Source organism: Campylobacter concisus, from assembly GCF_902460845.1.
Classification (GTDB): Bacteria; Campylobacterota; Campylobacteria; order Campylobacterales; family Campylobacteraceae; genus Campylobacter_A; species Campylobacter_A concisus_X.
In genome coordinates this window covers 78,869-95,872 of sequence record NZ_CABPVS010000003.1, presented here as the reverse complement: position 1 = coordinate 95,872, position 17,004 = coordinate 78,869, and the positions used below count along the sequence as shown (strand labels likewise).

Annotated in this window: 16 protein-coding genes; 12 read left to right on the top strand and 4 right to left on the bottom strand. The window is 37.1% G+C overall.

Annotation, left to right across the window (positions count from 1 at the left end):
* Positions 1-23 precede the first annotated feature (23 nt).
* A complete protein-coding gene (locus F3H00_RS10500) occupies positions 24-887 on the top strand; it encodes a TonB-dependent receptor plug domain-containing protein (RefSeq protein ID WP_222862603.1) in 864 nt (287 codons plus the stop codon).
* Between the two features lie 8 nt (positions 888-895).
* Positions 896-2,119: a TonB-dependent receptor gene (locus F3H00_RS10495; protein WP_222862606.1), complete on the top strand. Its 1,224-nt coding sequence runs from the start codon at positions 896-898 to the stop codon at positions 2,117-2,119.
* 92 nt (positions 2,120-2,211) lie between these two features.
* Here F3H00_RS10495 and F3H00_RS03605 read toward each other — a convergent pair whose 3' ends face one another.
* Positions 2,212-3,042, bottom strand: a complete 831-nt coding sequence (locus F3H00_RS03605) for a peptidylprolyl isomerase (protein ID WP_021091056.1) — start codon at positions 3,040-3,042, stop codon at positions 2,212-2,214.
* Between the two features lie 70 nt (positions 3,043-3,112).
* On the opposite strand from F3H00_RS03605, the gene gltX reads away from it, so the two are divergent.
* The 6 genes from gltX (at position 3,113) to F3H00_RS03575 (ending at position 7,923) form a co-directional block, all read left to right on the top strand.
* Positions 3,113-4,492 (top strand): glutamate--tRNA ligase, encoded by a 1,380-nt coding sequence (gene gltX, locus F3H00_RS03600; protein ID WP_148800432.1) that lies wholly within the window; start codon positions 3,113-3,115, stop codon positions 4,490-4,492.
* A complete protein-coding gene (locus tag F3H00_RS03595; protein WP_148800434.1) occupies positions 4,489-5,742 on the top strand; it encodes a malic enzyme-like NAD(P)-binding protein in 1,254 nt (417 codons plus the stop codon). The genes gltX and F3H00_RS03595 overlap by 4 nt, the downstream gene beginning before the upstream one ends.
* 83 nt (positions 5,743-5,825) lie before the next feature.
* Positions 5,826-6,452, top strand: coding sequence for a uracil phosphoribosyltransferase (gene upp, locus F3H00_RS03590; RefSeq protein WP_004317747.1), 627 nt, complete (start codon positions 5,826-5,828; stop codon positions 6,450-6,452).
* Positions 6,453-6,461: 9 nt separating this feature from the next.
* Positions 6,462-6,968 carry a ribonuclease domain-containing protein gene (locus tag F3H00_RS03585; RefSeq protein ID WP_148800436.1) on the top strand — a complete coding sequence of 169 codons (507 nt, stop codon included), beginning with the start codon at positions 6,462-6,464 and terminating at the stop codon, positions 6,966-6,968.
* A complete protein-coding gene (locus F3H00_RS03580; protein ID WP_149703706.1) occupies positions 6,965-7,237 on the top strand; it encodes a barstar family protein in 273 nt (90 codons plus the stop codon). The genes F3H00_RS03585 and F3H00_RS03580 overlap by 4 nt, the downstream gene beginning before the upstream one ends.
* Entirely contained in the window at positions 7,234-7,923 is a 690-nt protein-coding gene (locus F3H00_RS03575; protein WP_148800440.1) for an MqnA/MqnD/SBP family protein, read from the top strand. The genes F3H00_RS03580 and F3H00_RS03575 overlap by 4 nt, the downstream gene beginning before the upstream one ends.
* Before the next feature lie 31 nt (positions 7,924-7,954).
* On the opposite strand, the gene F3H00_RS03570 is transcribed toward F3H00_RS03575, so the two are convergent.
* The 3 genes from F3H00_RS03570 to F3H00_RS03560 form a co-directional block, all read right to left on the bottom strand.
* On the bottom strand, positions 7,955-8,554 hold the full coding sequence (locus F3H00_RS03570; protein WP_148800442.1) for a DUF6803 family protein: 600 nt from the start codon (positions 8,552-8,554) through the stop codon (positions 7,955-7,957).
* 128 nt (positions 8,555-8,682) lie between these two features.
* Positions 8,683-9,396 (bottom strand): formate dehydrogenase-specific chaperone, encoded by a 714-nt coding sequence (locus F3H00_RS03565; RefSeq protein ID WP_148800444.1) that lies wholly within the window; start codon positions 9,394-9,396, stop codon positions 8,683-8,685.
* The gene (locus tag F3H00_RS03560) at positions 9,389-11,062 is read right to left on the bottom strand and encodes a 4Fe-4S binding protein (RefSeq protein ID WP_148800446.1); all 1,674 of its coding nucleotides are present in this window, start codon (positions 11,060-11,062) and stop codon (positions 9,389-9,391) included. The genes F3H00_RS03565 and F3H00_RS03560 overlap by 8 nt, the downstream gene beginning before the upstream one ends.
* A gap of 220 nt (positions 11,063-11,282) precedes the next feature.
* Between F3H00_RS03560 and F3H00_RS03555 the strand changes: the two genes are divergently transcribed.
* From F3H00_RS03555 to selB, 4 genes are all read left to right on the top strand, one after another.
* Entirely contained in the window at positions 11,283-12,893 is a 1,611-nt protein-coding gene (locus tag F3H00_RS03555; RefSeq protein ID WP_148800448.1) for an AAA family ATPase, read from the top strand.
* A 4-nt stretch (positions 12,894-12,897) separates the two neighbouring features.
* Positions 12,898-13,737: an HNH endonuclease gene (locus tag F3H00_RS03550; protein WP_148800450.1), complete on the top strand. Its 840-nt coding sequence runs from the start codon at positions 12,898-12,900 to the stop codon at positions 13,735-13,737.
* Positions 13,738-13,813: 76 nt separating this feature from the next.
* Positions 13,814-15,139 (top strand): L-seryl-tRNA(Sec) selenium transferase, encoded by a 1,326-nt coding sequence (gene selA, locus F3H00_RS03545; protein WP_148800452.1) that lies wholly within the window; start codon positions 13,814-13,816, stop codon positions 15,137-15,139.
* Positions 15,136-16,956: a selenocysteine-specific translation elongation factor gene (selB, locus tag F3H00_RS03540; RefSeq protein ID WP_148800454.1), complete on the top strand. Its 1,821-nt coding sequence runs from the start codon at positions 15,136-15,138 to the stop codon at positions 16,954-16,956. The genes selA and selB overlap by 4 nt, the downstream gene beginning before the upstream one ends.
* Positions 16,957-17,004 lie beyond the last annotated feature (48 nt).

Genomic DNA, 17,004 nt, shown 5'->3' with positions numbered 1-17,004 from the left:
TTAATTTTATCTAAAGGAATTCTATGAAGTTTAGCATACTTGCTTCATCACTGATCTTTAGCTCGCTGTGGGCTTTAGATACAAATAACAGTGATTATTCAGTTGTTTTACCAACTATCGAGGTGGAAGGTATCTCGGAGCAAAATACCCTAAAAGGTTATATCGCGTATGATAGTGCGGATATCAATAGAAATGGACTCAGTAACAAAGAGACGCCACAAACTATCGAAAATATAGATATACAAAAGAACAGAAACTACGGTACAAATGATCTCTCAAGTATCCTAGAAGGAAATGCTGGTATTGATGCAGGCTATGATATGAGAGGCGAGAGCATCAAGATAAGAGGCTTTAGTGTTGATGGCGGTGATATATATAGAGACGGTGTTAGAGACTCTGGCCAGATAAGACGCAGTACAGCAAATGTTGAGAGAGTTGAAATTTTAAAAGGGCCAGCTTCGATCTTATATGGAAGAAGCGATGGCGGCGCAGTTGTAAACCTAGTTAGTAAGAAGGCAAATTTTATGCCTGTTTATAAGCTCTCAGGAAGAGTTGGCAGCTGGAGTAGATATGGTGGTGGTATCGATATAAATCACGTAGTAAATAATCAATTAGCTGCAAGATTAACGACTGATATGGAACGTGGAAAGTCATGGAGAGAGGGCGTAAAATATAAAAATTTTATGGTAAGTCCAAGCATTATCGTGACAAATGATGGCGGAACGGTAAGCTTTGAGGCGCAATACACATATGATAATGCTTGGCGTGTACCTGATAGAATGCCGACAAAAAGTGTCTATGACAAACTTGGTATCGACTATACAAAGGGATTTTCTCACGATGGTGACTTTACAGAAGACAAACTTCACTTTTCCGCACTGAGCTAAATGCCGAGCTGGCAAAAGAGCTAAATTTAAAATGGGTTTTTGGATACAGAAAAGCTAGTCAAAATTTTGATCATTATTTTAGTGGTACCATCATGCCTGGAAATAGACTAAAGCAAAACTATGCTAAACAACAAACTGATAATGACACACTCTCAAATTCTATAACACTTACAAAAGATCTTGAATTTACAAGATTTAAGCATAATCTTACTTTTGGATACGACAACAGCGTAGAAACTCGTCATCCAAGGCTTTGGTACGATAAAGACAAAAGTGTGACCATAAATCCATACGCATCAAGATCAAGTTGGGGTAGTGTGGGTTACATGCCGCTTACGACCGACAACAAACACAAAGCTATAAATAATGGAGTATTTTTAGAAGATCTAATAAGCTTAGATGACAAATATAGGCTACTTCTTGGCAGTAGGTTTGACTTTTATAAGTTTAAAACAAGAAATATTGCAGATATGACAAATAGCTACAAAGGGCACTCTTTTAGTCCAAGAGTAGGCTTACTGTGGGACTTTTTGCCAGAACATACCGCATACGCCTCATACTCAAAGAGCTTTGCACCTTATGGTGGTCGTGGAAATATAGGTATAAGTACAGACAATACGTCAATGCTTGATCTAAAACCACAAAATAACGAGCAATACGAGATCGGCTTAAAAAGCACATGGGCTGATAATAAATTTAGCTCAAACCTAGCGATATTTCAGATCGAGCATAATAATATAAGATATAGACCAGATCCTACAAATGATCCATATACTTGGGCGCAGCGTGGTAAAGAGCGAAGTCGTGGTATAGAGCTAAATATCTTGGGTCAAATTTATGAAAATTTATATCTTAGAAGCTCACTTGGATACATGAGAGCCATCATCGTAAATGATAAGTCAAATCCATTAAATGAAAAACTTAGTCTAAACAATACAACTAACTGGCAGGGCAATGTTTTTTTAAGATATGCTAAAAATGATAAATGGTATGTCGAAAGTGGCGTAACCGGGTACTCTAAAAGATATAGTTACCAAGTAAATAAAACAAGCGTAACCGATCAACACTTGCCCGGCTTTGTAAGGCTTGATGCAAGTGCTGGATATAACTTTAATGAACACGCTCAAATAACACTGGCAATAAATAATATCTTAAATAAAAAATACTGGCGTTCAGACTCAAGACCTGGTGATGAGAGATCGTTCATGATAAATATGCATTATACGTTTTAACTAAATTTACACCGCTATCTTTGGCGGTGTAATCTTTTACTGTGTAAAATGAGGTGGGAAATTTAGCCACCAAAAGATGGCTAAAACCAAGTTTATCTTAGAATTTGAATCTTTGCTTTTGCGCGGAGTTTATCAAAATAATCAGCCATAAGTTTTTCTTGCTCACCTTGATAAAGCTCATTTATAACATTATCCTTAACGTCTGCAAAGCTTGGTGTGTATGAGCCGATCTTCTCTTTTACTAAAAACATATCAAAGCTGTCAGGCCCTTGCAAAGGCTGTGTGTAGTCACCGTTATTTGTGCTTGAGATGATCGCAGCAAGCCTTGGATCTATGCTTTGATAGTCCAAACTAACCTCTTGTGTTTGCACGCCGTCTAGTAGCTTCGGACTTGTCTTTTGAGCCTCAAGTAGCTCAGGATCTTTTGCTCTATAAACTACGACTCTAGCGGTGCTAAAGACCTTAAATTTATCAGGATTAGCATCAAAATACATCTTTGCTTTTTGCTCATTTACATTTTTGCCAGCTTCAGCCAAGATACTTTTATAAAGCTTTTCTTGAAGCATCTTTTTTTCTATGTTGTTTTTAAACTCCAAAAAGTCCATGCCTTGAGCTTGGATAGAGCTTCTAAACTGCGAATTTGTCATGCCATTTTGCTTTGCGATTGATTCGATTCTATCGTTTAGCTCAAATGGCGTTACGCTAATGTTTAAATTTTTTATCTGAGCATCTTCGAGCCTATCTCTTATGAGTAAATTTAAGGCATCTTGTTCACTAGCTCTTAGCTGCTCTTTTAAGCTATAAACTTCATAAAGCGTGATTGGTTCGTTCTCTACAATAGCTGCGATACCGTTTATCATCTGAGCCGAATATAAATTTAAAGCACTTAGCATGCCAGCAGCCAAAAAGAGCAATTTTTTCATAATAAAACCTTTATTTAAGTATTTAGTAAATATAATTTTGGGCAATTATAACATAAAAATAAGGCACAAAATGATAGTTACTAGATTTGCTCCTTCGCCTACTGGATACCTACATATAGGCGGACTTAGGACAGCCCTTTATAATTATTTATATGCAAGAGCTAATAATGGAAAATTTTTACTTCGCATCGAAGATACTGATCTAAAACGAAACTCAGAAGAAGCCACGCAAGCCATAAAAGAGGCATTTGCTTGGTGCAAGCTAGATCACGACGGCGAGGTGACCTATCAGTCAAAGAGGTTTGATCTTTACAAAGAGTATGTTAAAAAGCTTCTTGATGAGGGCAAAGCCTATAAATGCTACATGAGCAAGGATGAGCTTGAAGAGCTTAGAGCTAGCCAAGAGGCAAGAAAAGAGCGTCCAAAATATGACAACAGATATAGAGATTTTACTGGCACTCCTCCAGCTGGCATAGAGCCAGTCATCCGTATAAAAGCCCCACTTAGCGGCGAGATTGTCATACATGATGGCATAAAGGGCGAGGTTAAATTTAAGGTTGAAGATATCTTAGACGACTTCATCATCGCTAGAAGCGATGGCACACCGACCTATAACTTCACAGTTGTGATAGATGACGCGCTAATGGGTGTAACAGACGTCATCCGCGGCGATGACCACCTATCAAATACCCCAAAACAGATCGTTCTTTACGAGGCGCTTGGCTTTAAGGTACCAAAATTTTATCACGTCGCGATGATAAACGGCGAGGATGGCAAAAAGCTTAGCAAAAGGCACGGCGCAACTGACGTTATGGAGTATAAAAAGATGGGCTATTTGCCTGAAGCACTCTTAAATTTTCTCGTTCGTCTTGGTTGGAGCCACGGCGATGATGAGATTTTTACTATTAAGGATATGCTTAAATACTTTAATCCAAACGACATCAACAAAAGCTCAAGCACTTACAACGCTCAAAAGCTTGACTGGCTAAATTCTCACTACATTAAGACTTTACCTTACGAGAGGCTAGCACAAGATATGCTTGAATTTGGCGTGGATTTTAAGGCTTTGGTAAAGGGTGAGCTACTTCTAAATTCGCTCCGTGAGAGATCAAAGACACTAATCGAAATGGCAAATAGTGCAAATGCGATCATCAACGCTCCAAAAAGCTACGATGAGAAAGCTTGGGCTAAATTTATAAATGAAAATAGCAAAGAAATTTTGGCTAAATTTGCTCAAATTTTAGACCGCGACCTTGACGCAAAGGGCTACGAGGAGCTAACAAATAAATTTTTAGAGCAAAATGGCTTAAAGCTAAAAGACCTAGCTCAGGCTCTAAGAATAGCGCTAACTGGCTCAAGCGTGAGCCCAAGCATCTTTGAAGTGCTTGAAGTAGTGGGCAGTAGCGAGACGAAAAATAGAATACAAAATTTATTAAAGGAAGAAAAATGACACATGTAACTAAAGAAGAAGCACTAAACTACCACATAGGCGGTAAGATCGAGATAAAGGTAAAGACGCCTTGCGAGACATCAAGAGACCTTTCAATGGCCTATACGCCTGGCGTTGCAGAGCCTTGCAAAGAGATAGAAGCTGACAATGAACTAGCTTATAAATATACAAATAAAGCAAATCTAGTAGCCGTTATCACCGATGGCACGGCTGTTCTTGGACTTGGCGACATCGGCGCTATCGCTGGTAAGCCAGTTATGGAAGGAAAGTCAGTTTTATTTAAAAAATTTGCAGATGTTGATGCCTTTGACATCGAGCTAGACGAGCATGATCCAGATAAGATCGTTGAGATTTGCAAGGCTCTTGCTCCGACATTTGGCGGTATAAATTTAGAAGATATCCGTGCTCCAAAATGCTTTGAGATCGAGCGAAAGCTTCAAGAAGCAGTCGATATCCCGGTCATGCACGACGATCAGCACGGCACAGCGATGATAACAAGCGCTGGCATGATAAACGCGATGGAAATTTCTGGCAAAGATATCTCAAAGATAAAGATCGTAGTTAGCGGCGCAGGTGCAGCTGGCATTGCATGCGCGAAGATGTATAAAGCGCTTGGTGCAAAACATATCGTTATGATAGATAGTAAAGGCGTCATTCACTCAAAAAGAACAGACCTAACGCCTGAAAAGGTAGAGTTCGCGCTTGAAACTGAGGATAGAACTTTGGCTGATGCGATGAGGGGTGCTGATATGTTTTTAGGCCTTTCTAAGCCTGGTGTGCTTACAAAAGAGATGGTTGCTTCAATGAATAAAGAGCCTATCATCTTTGCTTTGGCAAACCCAGTGCCTGAAATTTATCCAGAGGACGTTGAGGCTGTAAGAAGTGACGTAATGATGGGTACAGGCAGAAGCGACTATCCTAACCAAGTAAATAACGTGCTAGGTTTCCCTTTTATCTTTAGAGGTGCGCTTGACGTTAGAGCTAAAAAGATCACTGAAAATATGAAAATGGCTGCAGCTAGAGCACTTGCACAACTTGCAAAAGAGCCAGTGCCAGCTGAGGTTTTAAAGGCAAGTGGCGTTAGCGAGCTAAAATTTGGTAAAGAGTACATCATCCCAAAACCATTTGATAAACGTGTGCTAACAGCGGTTGCTCCAGCAGTTGCAAAAGCTGCAGTTGAAGATGGCGTAGCGAGAGTAAAAGATTTTGATGTTGAGGCTTATAGAGCCAAACTTGCAAAAGGATTTTAAAATTTAGCCCAATTTTTGGGCTAAACTCTTTTGGCATTTTGTAAAGATAAACCCTATAAAAATAGTAAATTTAAGGATAAAAAATGCAAAACGTTAAACTCATCTCGCACCCACTGATCGAGCATAAATTAACCATTCTACGTGATAAAAACACCCAACCTTTTCAGTTTCGCATGCTAGTTGATGAGATCAGTTATCTTATGATATTTGAAGCGACTAGAAATTTAAAGGTAAAAGATGTCAAAGTCCAAACTCCAGTTGCGGTGGCAGATGCAAAAAGGCTTACTACAAAGGTGATGATATGCCCCATTTTAAGGGCTGCTCTTGGCATGCTTGATAGCGTTTTTACTATCATCCCAGATGCAAGCGTGGGCTTTTTGGGCTTTCAGCGAAACGAAGAGACAGCGCAGGCTGAGTTTTTCTACGCAAAGCTTCCAAAAGATGCAAAAGAGCGCATGGCGATCATAATTGACCCTATGTTTGCAACTGGTGGCACGGCGATAGATGCGGTCAAATTCTTGCGTGAAAAGGGCGTTAAAGAGATCAAATTTATCTCTATCATCGCTGCACCTGAGGGGCTAAAGAGATTTAGTGAAATTTACCCAGACGTCGAGGTCTATACGGCATCGATTGATGAGAAACTAAACGAGAAAAACTACATCGTTCCAGGTCTTGGTGATGCTGGCGATAGAGTTTTTAACACGCTTTAAGGGCTAAATTTGAACAAAAGACTTTTGCCAGCCTTAGTCGCCTTTGTAATAGCCGTAATTGTTGGTACTTTCTTTTTCTCAAATAATGGTAGTGAGGCAAATAAAAACGCTCAAATTTTACTTGAGCAGCTAAACAAGGAGGGACAAAAAAGCCAGAGCCTTACAGAAAATGGCTCATACACCTCAAAAGATGAGGTCGCACTTTATATCTATAAATTTAACAAACTACCAAAGAATTTCATAACCAAAAAAGAAGCACTTGACCTTGGCTGGGATGCAAAAAGCGGAAATTTATGGCAGATAAGCGGTGGCAAAAGTATCGGCGGAGATAGATTTTCAAACAGAGAAAAGAGGCTGCCAGATGCTGATGGTAGAAAGTGGTTTGAGTGCGATGTAAATTATAATGGTGGCAGGCGCGGTGCTGAGAGAATTTTATACTCAAACGACGGGCTTATCTACTACACGCCCGATCACTACGAGCATTTTTACCTGCTTTATGAGAAGAGGATGCAATGAAAATCGTGATCTTAGATACCAAAAAGATGCTCGAAAAAGAAAAGATGCATGAGTATTTTGCCAAGAAATTTGACCTGCCAAAGTACTACGGCAAAAATTTAGACGCACTTTTTGACTGCCTTTGCGAGATAAATGAGCCAACGCTTATAAAGCTAAAAAATGAAAATTCTTTGGATAATAGTACAAAAGAGAGCTTGACTCGGCTATTTCGTGATGTTTGTAACGAAAATGAGCTAGTTAAATTTGAGCTTGTAAAAGATGAAAAATGATATTTGGAAAGATTGATTATCTAAATTTACTCCCATTTCACGTATTTTTAAAATCAGCTCCACTAAGCTCTCAGATAAAAAAGGCGATCGAGTTTAAAAAGGGTGTGCCAAGCAAGCTAAATAGAGCCCTAAACGCTAGAAAGATCGACGCTGCGGTGATCTCAAGCATAGCTAGCAAAAAGGCAAATTTAAAGAAGCTAAATTTTGGAATAGTCGCTAAAAACGATGTAAAAAGCGTGCTTGTGCGCAAAAACTCAGCCCCAAAACCAGATCCTGCCTCAGCTAGCTCGAACGCCCTATCTAAGGTGCTTCGTCTAAATGGCGAAGTGATCATAGGCGACAGGGCGCTAAAGGCATACTTAAGCGATGGCAAAGAGTGCTTTTACGACCTTGGTCAAATTTGGCACGAAAAGACAAATTTGCCCTTTGTTTTTGGTAGATTTTCTTACGTAAAAAATGGCTCGTTTTACAAAAGACTGGTTGCAAAATTTCTACAAAAAAATGTAAAAATTCCAAATTATATATTAGCTCAGTATGCCAAAAGCCGTGACATAAGCGAACAGGATATCAAGTGGTATTTGAAATTTATAAGCTACAAAATAGGCCCAAAAGAGCAAAAATCACTCAGAAAATTTTTTAAAGAAAATAGATTATTAAAAGCAGCAAAAAGAATTAAATTTTTATAGCTTCTTAGTAGCTGCCAAGAAGCTATAAAATTTAGTGGTGCATATGCATATTAGTTGAGTTATCATCGCTCATATTTTGCATCATCATCTTGTGGTGATCGTGCATCGGCATATCTGCTGGCATGTTCATTTGCATATTCATATGCATATCCATCGCGCCATCATTAGCCTTGTAGCCTGTTATGGTAGGATCAACCATGCCAAATATCATAGCGACGTGTCCGACGATCAAGAAAAATATGAGTAGGCAAAAATGAAGCTTTAGCTTTGCCTTTTCGCTTGCGTTTTTGTAGATCAAATTTAGCTCTAAAAGCGCGATGCCAAGAAGTGGTATGACGCCGATGAGATATGAGTAGATAGCTATAACATCGGCATATCCACGCCATTTTATACTTGGATAAATTTTTGCCATAAAATAGATCACAAGAGCTGTAAAATAGACCCCAAGAACTATGCCAACAAATTTACTAATAGCCTTAAAGCCAGCATTTTTTCCGCTATCCATGTGATACATCGTAAAAAACTCCATCGCCACTAAAAGCTCCGCAAGCCCCATAGGTATCACCATGTAGAGGATTAGATTGTAAGGTTGATTGAGCGATAAAAGCTCCATGTAGTGTGTCATTACCATTGTAAATCCTTTGTAAAAATTTAAAGAAATTTACTACCAAATTGCTAATAATTATAAAATATCAAGAATATTAGCAAATTTAAGCGGATGTTAAATTTACTCCTAGCCAGGCTAAGAGTAAATTTAAGCTAGTCTTTAAACTCGTGTGAAATGACTGGAGAAAATTCCTCCCAGTGAAGTTTGGTTTTGATTGTTGGCATCTTGCTTTGAAATGGCTCTTTCTTAAGTGCTGCCATGGCGACACTATCGCCTTTTGGCTTAGCCGGTGCTTCTACGTTTAGTATAGAGCGTTCAAGATCGATGAAATCTTTTAAAATAATAATATATGATTTAAAGAAATTTGCCTCTTTGTGAGCCAAAAGTAGCGAGCCAAACTCATCTACAAATAAATTTAAAGTTTCAGAAAATAGCTTATTGCTAATATTTTTTGCATCATTAAACTCATCTTTTAAAAATGTAGCCATCGCTAAAAATATAAATCCAACGTAGTCCTCGCTGTCTTTGCAAAGCTCGCTATCACGTCTATATGGGCTTAGTTTTAAACATTCAATAACCCTAAGCCTAGCTGCTCCGTTATCTCTGCCCTCTTCATAAAATGAAGCGCTTAAGGGGATATTTGTAAAGCCAAAAAGAACGTCATTTTGTTCTTTTGAAAATTCTTCAAAGCTAAATTTATCTAAATTTTTAAACGCAGCATCACTATCCTCGCTTAAAGGATTTGCGCTTAAGTATCTTAACTGCTCTTTCCACCTTGAAAATTTCTCATCATTTGTGTAAAAAAACATAGGATATGCTAGAAATTCGTAAAAATATGATCTTGCTTTTATGATGTTTTTATCCATTTAATAAATCCTCTTTCATCGCGTTTATTTGGGCTTGAACCATTAGTTTGGCCTTACAGTCAGCACAGCAGTAAAGTGCTTTTATCTTAACCCTATCGTTGCCAAATCTTGGTTGCATTATAGTTGCGATCTTTTCGACTGCTTTTTTAGTCGCAAACTCTTTTCCACACTCAACACAGGCAAAAAGCTCATCTCGTGCCAGCTCATTATATGTAAAAAACTCAGGTTTAAGAGAAATTTTTCCAACTTCAAGGCTTATGGTGTCTTTTTCAGCACAGCTTAGTTCGCAGTATCCACAAGCTGTACAGACGCTTGGATTAAATAAAATCGAATTTGTCTTTTTATCAGCCACTAGCGCGCTTACGTTACAAGCGCCAACGCAACTTAGACAAAGTGTACAGCTATCAGTGTTTATCTTGACATCGCCGTATCTTATCATCTCGCCGCTTTTTACTACGCCAAGATCTTCGCTACCTACTAAAAACTCGAGCCTTTTTGCAAAAATTTCTCTTTTTGGTAGCGCGTATTCTGTTATAGAGTGCTGAGAGCCATCTATAAATTTAGCCTTTTTAAGCGCGCTTTCTAGCTCAGTCTCATTTTTTACGTGATAGATCGCAGTTTCTTTAAATTTAAGCTCATAAATTTGATTTAGGATGCTAATGGCATCTTTTTCACCTTTACCAAGGCTCTTGCTAAATAAAATAACGCTAGCACCGCTTTCTTGAAGGAGTGTCAAAAAGTGCGTTTGGCTTAGAAAATGTGCAGCTGAAATGGCAAAAGGTAGGACATTTTCTGGTAGGCTAACACTAAGATCTTCTAAATTTATCTCTTCTGGCACAATGAGTGCAATCTTGCCTTTATAAAGCTTTGCCACAGCAGCAAATGAGCTTTGAGGCATTATCGTGTAATCAAGTGCACCACTAGGACAGACGCTTATGCAGTTTCCACAGTTTGTGCAGTCTATCTGTGAAAATACAAGATGCTTTGTCTCATCCTCTTTTAATATCGCAACCGTCGGGCAAACTTCGGCACAACGTCCGCAAATTTCAGTCCTTCTCTCATGATACTGGCAGATAGATGAGTCGTATTGAGTGAAACTTTTATATCTAAATTTTGGTGATTTTGCATTTAAAATTTCAAGCACTTTTTCATCTTTAAGCCCTGCTATCTCGTAACAGCCGCTTTGTTTTAGCATATAGTCCCTTGCGTTTTCAACCAAGAAAAAGTCACAATCAACTTCAAATTCGTCATTTGCTCTAAGTACCAAAACGCTTAGCTCACCAGCCGCGCCGTATATAAATTTTACTTCAAAGTGCGTTAACTCAATGACCTTATAACCATTTTCTTTTAGTAGATTTGCTAGCTCTTCGCGGCCTGAGTTGCTAACTATTACGACATTTTTGCCAACCTCTTTTTCGAAGTCTACATCCTTTGCCATGTCAAAGGCACTAGCTCTTGCTTCGTATAGTAAAAGCGTGTTTTTGGCTTTTTCTAAGACATTTGCAGTTGTATTTTTAAGGTAAAAATTTATCTCAGGTGCGATGACATTTGCTTTTAGTTTTGGCGAGTTAGAGACGAGATAGTCGCCATTTTCGTTGTTGATCTCTATTTGTTCATTTAGCATCAAAGCATCGTCAAAATCGTTATAAAAGCCAAATTCTTTCATTGTTTCTCCTATTATCAAAAACGGACTTATTCTAATATTAATGGGATTAATAGACTCTGAAAAAATCTAACTATTTTTTGGTTTAAGAAAAATTGTAAATTTTTAAAAATTAGTAAATTTATTTGGCACTACATAAAGATAAACCTGATATTTTTATAGAACAAAACGATATAATTGTTTCAATTATTATCTTAAGTATTTAATTTAGGACGTATGAAATATGCTAGAATTTTTTGAAAAGGACTGGAGTCAGTTTTCAAGAATTAAAGGACTTGAAAACGATAAGTTGTTTCCTCATCATGCTTGTAAAGTTTATTTGTGTTACGACAATTGGGATGATTTTGGGTATAAAACGCTGTACCAGATAGTCATTTTTGACATAAGTGGTAAAAAATATGATTTAGGTTATGTAAAAATTGCCTCTTTTGGTCAAAAGCAAACAAAGATACCTCCAAAATTCGAGAGCCTAGGTAGTAGCTATTTTTCATTAGGTCAAAGTCCCGAATATTATTCGTTGTTAAGCCAAATGTCTGCAGAAATAAGGGATATATTTTTAGCAAGTATTAATGATGTTATTAAAAATGAAGAGCTTCTAAATGAGGCATTAAGTGAAGATGTATTCACAACTTCACTTTTGAGGGACACTAGTTTAGTTACAATTAGAGGGCAGTATAAGAGAATACTGGATGGTGGAGCTATTTTAGATGACTATAGCTTTGGATATGAGACATCTTGTGTAAATAATCAGGCTGGTTATAAGTTGTATTTTGAGGTTTTTGCGGATTCAAATCCTCCAACTAACATCCATGTATTAATCGGAAGAAATGGTGTTGGTAAAACCCATTTGCTAAATAATATGACAAAAAGCTTTATTGGTTTAGATTGTGAAAATGGTAAATTCTTTGAATTTGAAGAAGATATTTTTGGAGAACGAGAAAAAGTAAAGCCTCCTCGTAAAATTTTTTCAAGAATTTTATCGGTATCCTATAGTGCATTTGACCCATTTTTGCCATTTTCGGAAAAAAAATACCCAGAGTATTCTTATATCGGACTTAAAAAGTTAAAATTTAATCCAGAAGAGAGCGGCACAGTATCTGGTGAAAAAAACCATTTAAAAGACAATAAAGAACTTTCAGACGAGTTTGCTAGTAGCTTTGTAAAAATTTTAAGTAATAAAAATATAGAACAATACAAAAATTTAATATCCCAACTGGAATCAGATCCAATATTCAAAGAGTTGAATATTATGGAGATTATACGCCAAACGGTAGAAGTTATTATGGAATTTAAAAAAGATGATAAAGCTACTAGTCAAGGCTTGAAGCAACCGGCTATGGATTTATTTAGAAAATTAAGTTCAGGGCACGCTATAATATTATTAACTATTACTAAAATTTTTGAAAAGATAGAAGAAAAAACCCTTGTATTATTAGATGAACCAGAAAGTCATTTGCATCCGCCTTTATTATCATCCTTTATGAGGGCGTTATCAGATTTGCTTATAAAAAAGAATGCGGTCGCTATTATAGCGACTCATTCGCCTGTGGTTTTACAAGAGGTTCCGAAGAGCTGCGTTTGGAGACTAAGTAGATTTGGTCTAGAGGCTAAAGCGGAGCGTTTTGATATTGAAACATTTGGAGAGACGATAGGAACATTAACTAAAGAAATTTTTGGCCTTGAGGTAAACAAATCGGGCTTTTATGCGATGCTGGACAATAGTGTAAAAAAAGAAAATGGAGCCTCTTATGATAGCATAATGGAAGAATATAATAATCAGCTTGGATCCGAAGCAAGATTATTGGTAAGAGCCTTATTAAACAATAGGAAATAGTCTTATGGTTGTAGTAGATATGCCTAAAATAAGTAAATCTGACATATATAAATGTTGTTGTAATGGAATAAAGGATGAGGCGAAGAAAAATAAATTATTAAATTATTTATATGTATTTTTATTAAACGCTTGCGATTACCGCAACAGTGTAAGAGAAAAATATCTTGATAAGTATATAATCAAAGAACCGATTAATTATAAAAAATTTGCTAGATACGAAGATATAAAAAACGATTTATTTGATTTGTATGATAAGCGCTTAGTGAGAGGAAAGGAGCCAAGAAAATACTATAATCAAATAAAGGCTAGTCCAAAATTAGGCAAGTGTCCATATTGCGGATTGGGGCAAGTAGCTACATTGGATCACTATTTACCAAAATCCGAGTTTCCAATTTTTTCAATATTGCCAAACAATCTGATTGGATGTTGTAGGGACTGTAATGCCATAAAAAGAAATATAGTTTTAAATACTATTCACCCATATTATGATAACTTTACAAAAATACAGTGGTTATTTGCAAAAGTGAATTGGCCTGCACTCGTTATGGAATTTTTTGTAGACACAAAAAATATTAATAATGATTTGGATAAAAAGAAAATTGAAGGGCATTTTTCGGTGTACGAATTAGCTAGAAGATATGCCGTTGAAGCAGCTAGTGAATTGAGCGACCTGAGAATAGAATTTGAAAATAAAAATTTAACAACAACAGATATAGAAGAAGAACTTCATAAAAAATTTAAATCTAAAGCTATGAATCATATAAATCACTGGAAAACAGCAATGTATCAAGCTTTATGTCAAGATCAGTATTATTGCAATGGTGGATATAGTAAGTTCTTGTAGGGTCTGGAATAATGTTTTAAAAGCAAATCTATGTTAAAATCACGGCTTGGTAAAACTAACTTACTAGGAGCACGAATTGAGCGATTTAAGAGATATCCCACAAGTTGATAAGATCATAAAAAACGAAGCATTTTCAGGATTTGATATAAATTTAGTCACATTGCTTGCGAGGCAAATTTTAAATGAAGTTAGAGCTAAAATTTTAAATGAAAATGCAAATTTTGCGTTGCAAGAAATAATAGATTTAATCCTAAATGAATATCATAAATTTAATGAATCAAGCCTTCAAAGAGTGCTAAATTTAACCGGTGTGACCATTCACACAAATCTTGCTAGAAGTGTAATAGATAAAGAAATTTTAAACCGAGCGACGCCAGTTATCACAGGATATTCTAACCTTGAATATAACCTAGAAACAGGCAGTCGTGGAAACAGATATGACTATATCGGCTCGCTAATAGCTAGAGCATTTGGTTTTGAGGACGCTATCGTTGTAAATAATAACGCAAGTGCTGTATTTTTGGTGTTAAACACCTTTGCAAAGGGCAAGGAAGTCGTCGTTAGCAGAGGCGAACTAGTCGAGATCGGCGGTAGTTTTAGAGTGCCAGAAGTTATGGCAAATGCGGGCTGCTTTTTGAAAGAGGTTGGCACGACAAACAAAACTAGACTAAAGGACTACGAAGAGGCGATCGGCGAAGAAACGGCGATGGTTGTAAAGGTTCATCGCTCAAATTTTGACATCGTGGGCTTTAGCGAAGAGGTTACAGCAAATGAATTAAACAAATTGGCGTGTGAGCAAAATTTGATAGATTATTTTGATCTTGGCAGCGGATTTTACGGAAATTTGCCGTTTAATCTTGACAAAAACGAGCCAGATCTAAAAAATTTAAAAGATGTTTCGCTAGTTAGTTTTAGTGGCGATAAGCTGCTTGGTGCGGTGCAGTGTGGCATAATTGTTGGCAAAAAAGAGCTCATCGCAAAGCTTAGGAAAAACCAGCTTTTAAGGATGCTTCGCGTAGATAAAGTGATCATCTCGCTTTTGGCTGAGAGCATGAAAGCTTATTTAAATAAAGAATTCGAGCTAATCACAACGCAAAAACTGCTTCACAAAAGCGTAAAAGAGCTTGAAAACTTAGCAAATTTTATAAATAAAAATTTAAAAAATCCACTTGAGATAGTAGGCACACAAACCTTTGTAGGAGGTGGGGCGATGCCAAATAAAAAGATCCCAAGCATCGCACTTGCATTTAGAGGAGAGGCAAATTTAAACGAGCTAAAATTTAGGCAAAAAAAGGTGATCGGACGCATAGAAAATGACAAATTTATGCTAGATCTTAGATCGCTTTTAGATGAGGACGTAGAGACGCTAATAAAAATAATAAATGAAACGGAAGAAAAATGAGTTTAATAATAGGAACAGCAGGGCATATCGACCACGGCAAAACTGCTCTTATAAAGGAGCTAAACGGCTTTGAGGGGGACAATCTTGAAGAGGAGAAAAAGCGTGGCATAACGATCGATCTAAGCTTTTCAAATTTAAGCAAAAATAGCGAAAATATCGCCTTTATCGACGTGCCTGGGCATGAAAATCTAATAAAAACGATGATAAGTGGCGCATATGGCTTTGACGCGTGCTTGTTTGTGGTGGCAGCAAATGACGGGCTTATGCCTCAAAGCTTGGAGCATCTTGAAATTTTAAATATCCTTGGCGTGAAATCCTTGATCGTGGCACTTACAAAGTGTGATTTAGTCGATGAAGCGACTATAAATTTAAGAAAAAAAGAGATAAGAGATGAAATTTCTAAGTTTAAAAATTTACAAATTTTAGAAATTTTCGCCGTTAGTATAAAGGATAAGGCAAGCATCGATGAGCTTAGAAACTATCTCTTTACACTAAGGGCTAAAAAACGCGATGAGGACGGCGTTTTTAGATACTACATCGATAGAGTTTTTAGTCTAAAAGGTATTGGTAGCGTCGTAACTGGTACCGTGATAGAGGGAAGTGTCAATAAAAATGAGAAGCTTTTTAACTACGACGCTAGCAAAGAGGTACTCGTAAGAAGCGTGCAAAGCCACGATGAATTTGTAGAGCGTGCGAGTGTGAGCAGCCGCGTGGCACTAAATTTGACAGGCATAGAGCTTGGTGAGCTTAAAAAGGGGCAGCTACTTAGTAAGAAAGGCTTTTTTAGAGGTTTTAGAGAGGCAGACGCGGTCGTAACTGCTAAAAATTTGATCCACTCGCAAAACGTAACATTTTGTGTGGGTGCTAAAAACGTCCCTGCAAAGGTGCTAATACTAAGCCAAAAAGATGATAGCTACTTTGTTGCCTTTAAATTTCAAAGCGATATGTTTTTGAAATTTGACGAGACTTTTGTTCTCATTTCAGACGCACGAGTGATAGGTGGTGGTAGAGTACTAAACCCTGTACTTGAGCCACTAAAAAAGGCTGGAAAAATTCTCTTTTTAGCAGCACTTTTAAAGCATGATTTCATTGGAGCATTTTCTATACTTAAAGAAGCCCACAAAAATGGCTTTGGCATCATCTCTTCTTATCAAAGATTTGGTTTGAGTCACGAAGAGGCAGTAAATGTGGCTAAAAAAGTCTCAAACGTCTTTGTCGATGAAAAAGCTTTAAATATCTACGATCTAAGCGCGATTGAGCGGATAAAATCTGTGGTTAAATTTATGATAGAAAAGAACGAATTTGCCGTTTTCTCAGCTCAAAGTATAAGCCTAAAGCTTGCTTGGGCTAGTCAAAATTTGGCTCAAAAAGCACTTGATGAGCTTGAAAGTATAAACTTAATCTCTAAAAATGATGGCGTCTATACAAAAAAGGGCGTTGATATAAGCAAACTAAAAGTAAGGCTTGAAGAGAAAATTTATGAAATTTTAGAAAGCGGAAAGCTAGCTCCAACGGCGCCTTATAATATATATGATGAGCTGGAAATAGATAGGCTAAGTGGCGATAATGCACTTAAAAAACTAACTGCAATGGGTAGAGTTGTAAGGCTGGAGCATAATCTTTTTATCACTAGAAATTCGCTAAGAATGGCACTTGATAGGCTTCGAGCCATCATAAAAAATCAAGGCTTTGTAAATGTCACAAACGCCAAGGATGCACTAAATTTAAGTAGAAAATATGTAATCGCTTATCTTGAGCAGCTCGATCTTGAGAGTGACATAATAAAGCAAGGAAATGATAGAGTCTTTCGTGGTTAGTATTCATTTACAAAAAACAAATATAATCCGCCAAATTTTTAAAAAGGA

Excerpts from the sequence above, each read along its gene's own strand:
- F3H00_RS03595 (WP_148800434.1), top strand. The coding sequence starts at position 4,489 with ATGACACATGTAACTAAAGAAGAAGCACTAAACTACCACATAGGCGGT.
- F3H00_RS03580 (WP_149703706.1), top strand. The coding sequence starts at position 6,965 with ATGAAAATCGTGATCTTAGATACCAAAAAGATGCTCGAAAAAGAAAAG.
- upp (WP_004317747.1), top strand. The coding sequence starts at position 5,826 with ATGCAAAACGTTAAACTCATCTCGCACCCACTGATCGAGCATAAATTA.
- F3H00_RS03560 (WP_148800446.1), bottom strand. The coding sequence starts at position 11,062 with ATGAAAGAATTTGGCTTTTATAACGATTTTGACGATGCTTTGATGCTA.
- F3H00_RS03555 (WP_148800448.1), top strand. The coding sequence starts at position 11,283 with ATGCTAGAATTTTTTGAAAAGGACTGGAGTCAGTTTTCAAGAATTAAA.
- selB (WP_148800454.1), top strand. The coding sequence starts at position 15,136 with ATGAGTTTAATAATAGGAACAGCAGGGCATATCGACCACGGCAAAACT.
- F3H00_RS03605 (WP_021091056.1), bottom strand. The coding sequence starts at position 3,042 with ATGAAAAAATTGCTCTTTTTGGCTGCTGGCATGCTAAGTGCTTTAAAT.
- gltX (WP_148800432.1), top strand. The coding sequence starts at position 3,113 with ATGATAGTTACTAGATTTGCTCCTTCGCCTACTGGATACCTACATATA.
- F3H00_RS10500 (WP_222862603.1), top strand. The coding sequence starts at position 24 with ATGAAGTTTAGCATACTTGCTTCATCACTGATCTTTAGCTCGCTGTGG.
- F3H00_RS03550 (WP_148800450.1), top strand. The coding sequence starts at position 12,898 with ATGGTTGTAGTAGATATGCCTAAAATAAGTAAATCTGACATATATAAA.
- F3H00_RS03565 (WP_148800444.1), bottom strand. The coding sequence starts at position 9,396 with ATGGATAAAAACATCATAAAAGCAAGATCATATTTTTACGAATTTCTA.
- F3H00_RS03575 (WP_148800440.1), top strand. The coding sequence starts at position 7,234 with ATGATATTTGGAAAGATTGATTATCTAAATTTACTCCCATTTCACGTA.
- F3H00_RS03570 (WP_148800442.1), bottom strand. The coding sequence starts at position 8,554 with ATGGTAATGACACACTACATGGAGCTTTTATCGCTCAATCAACCTTAC.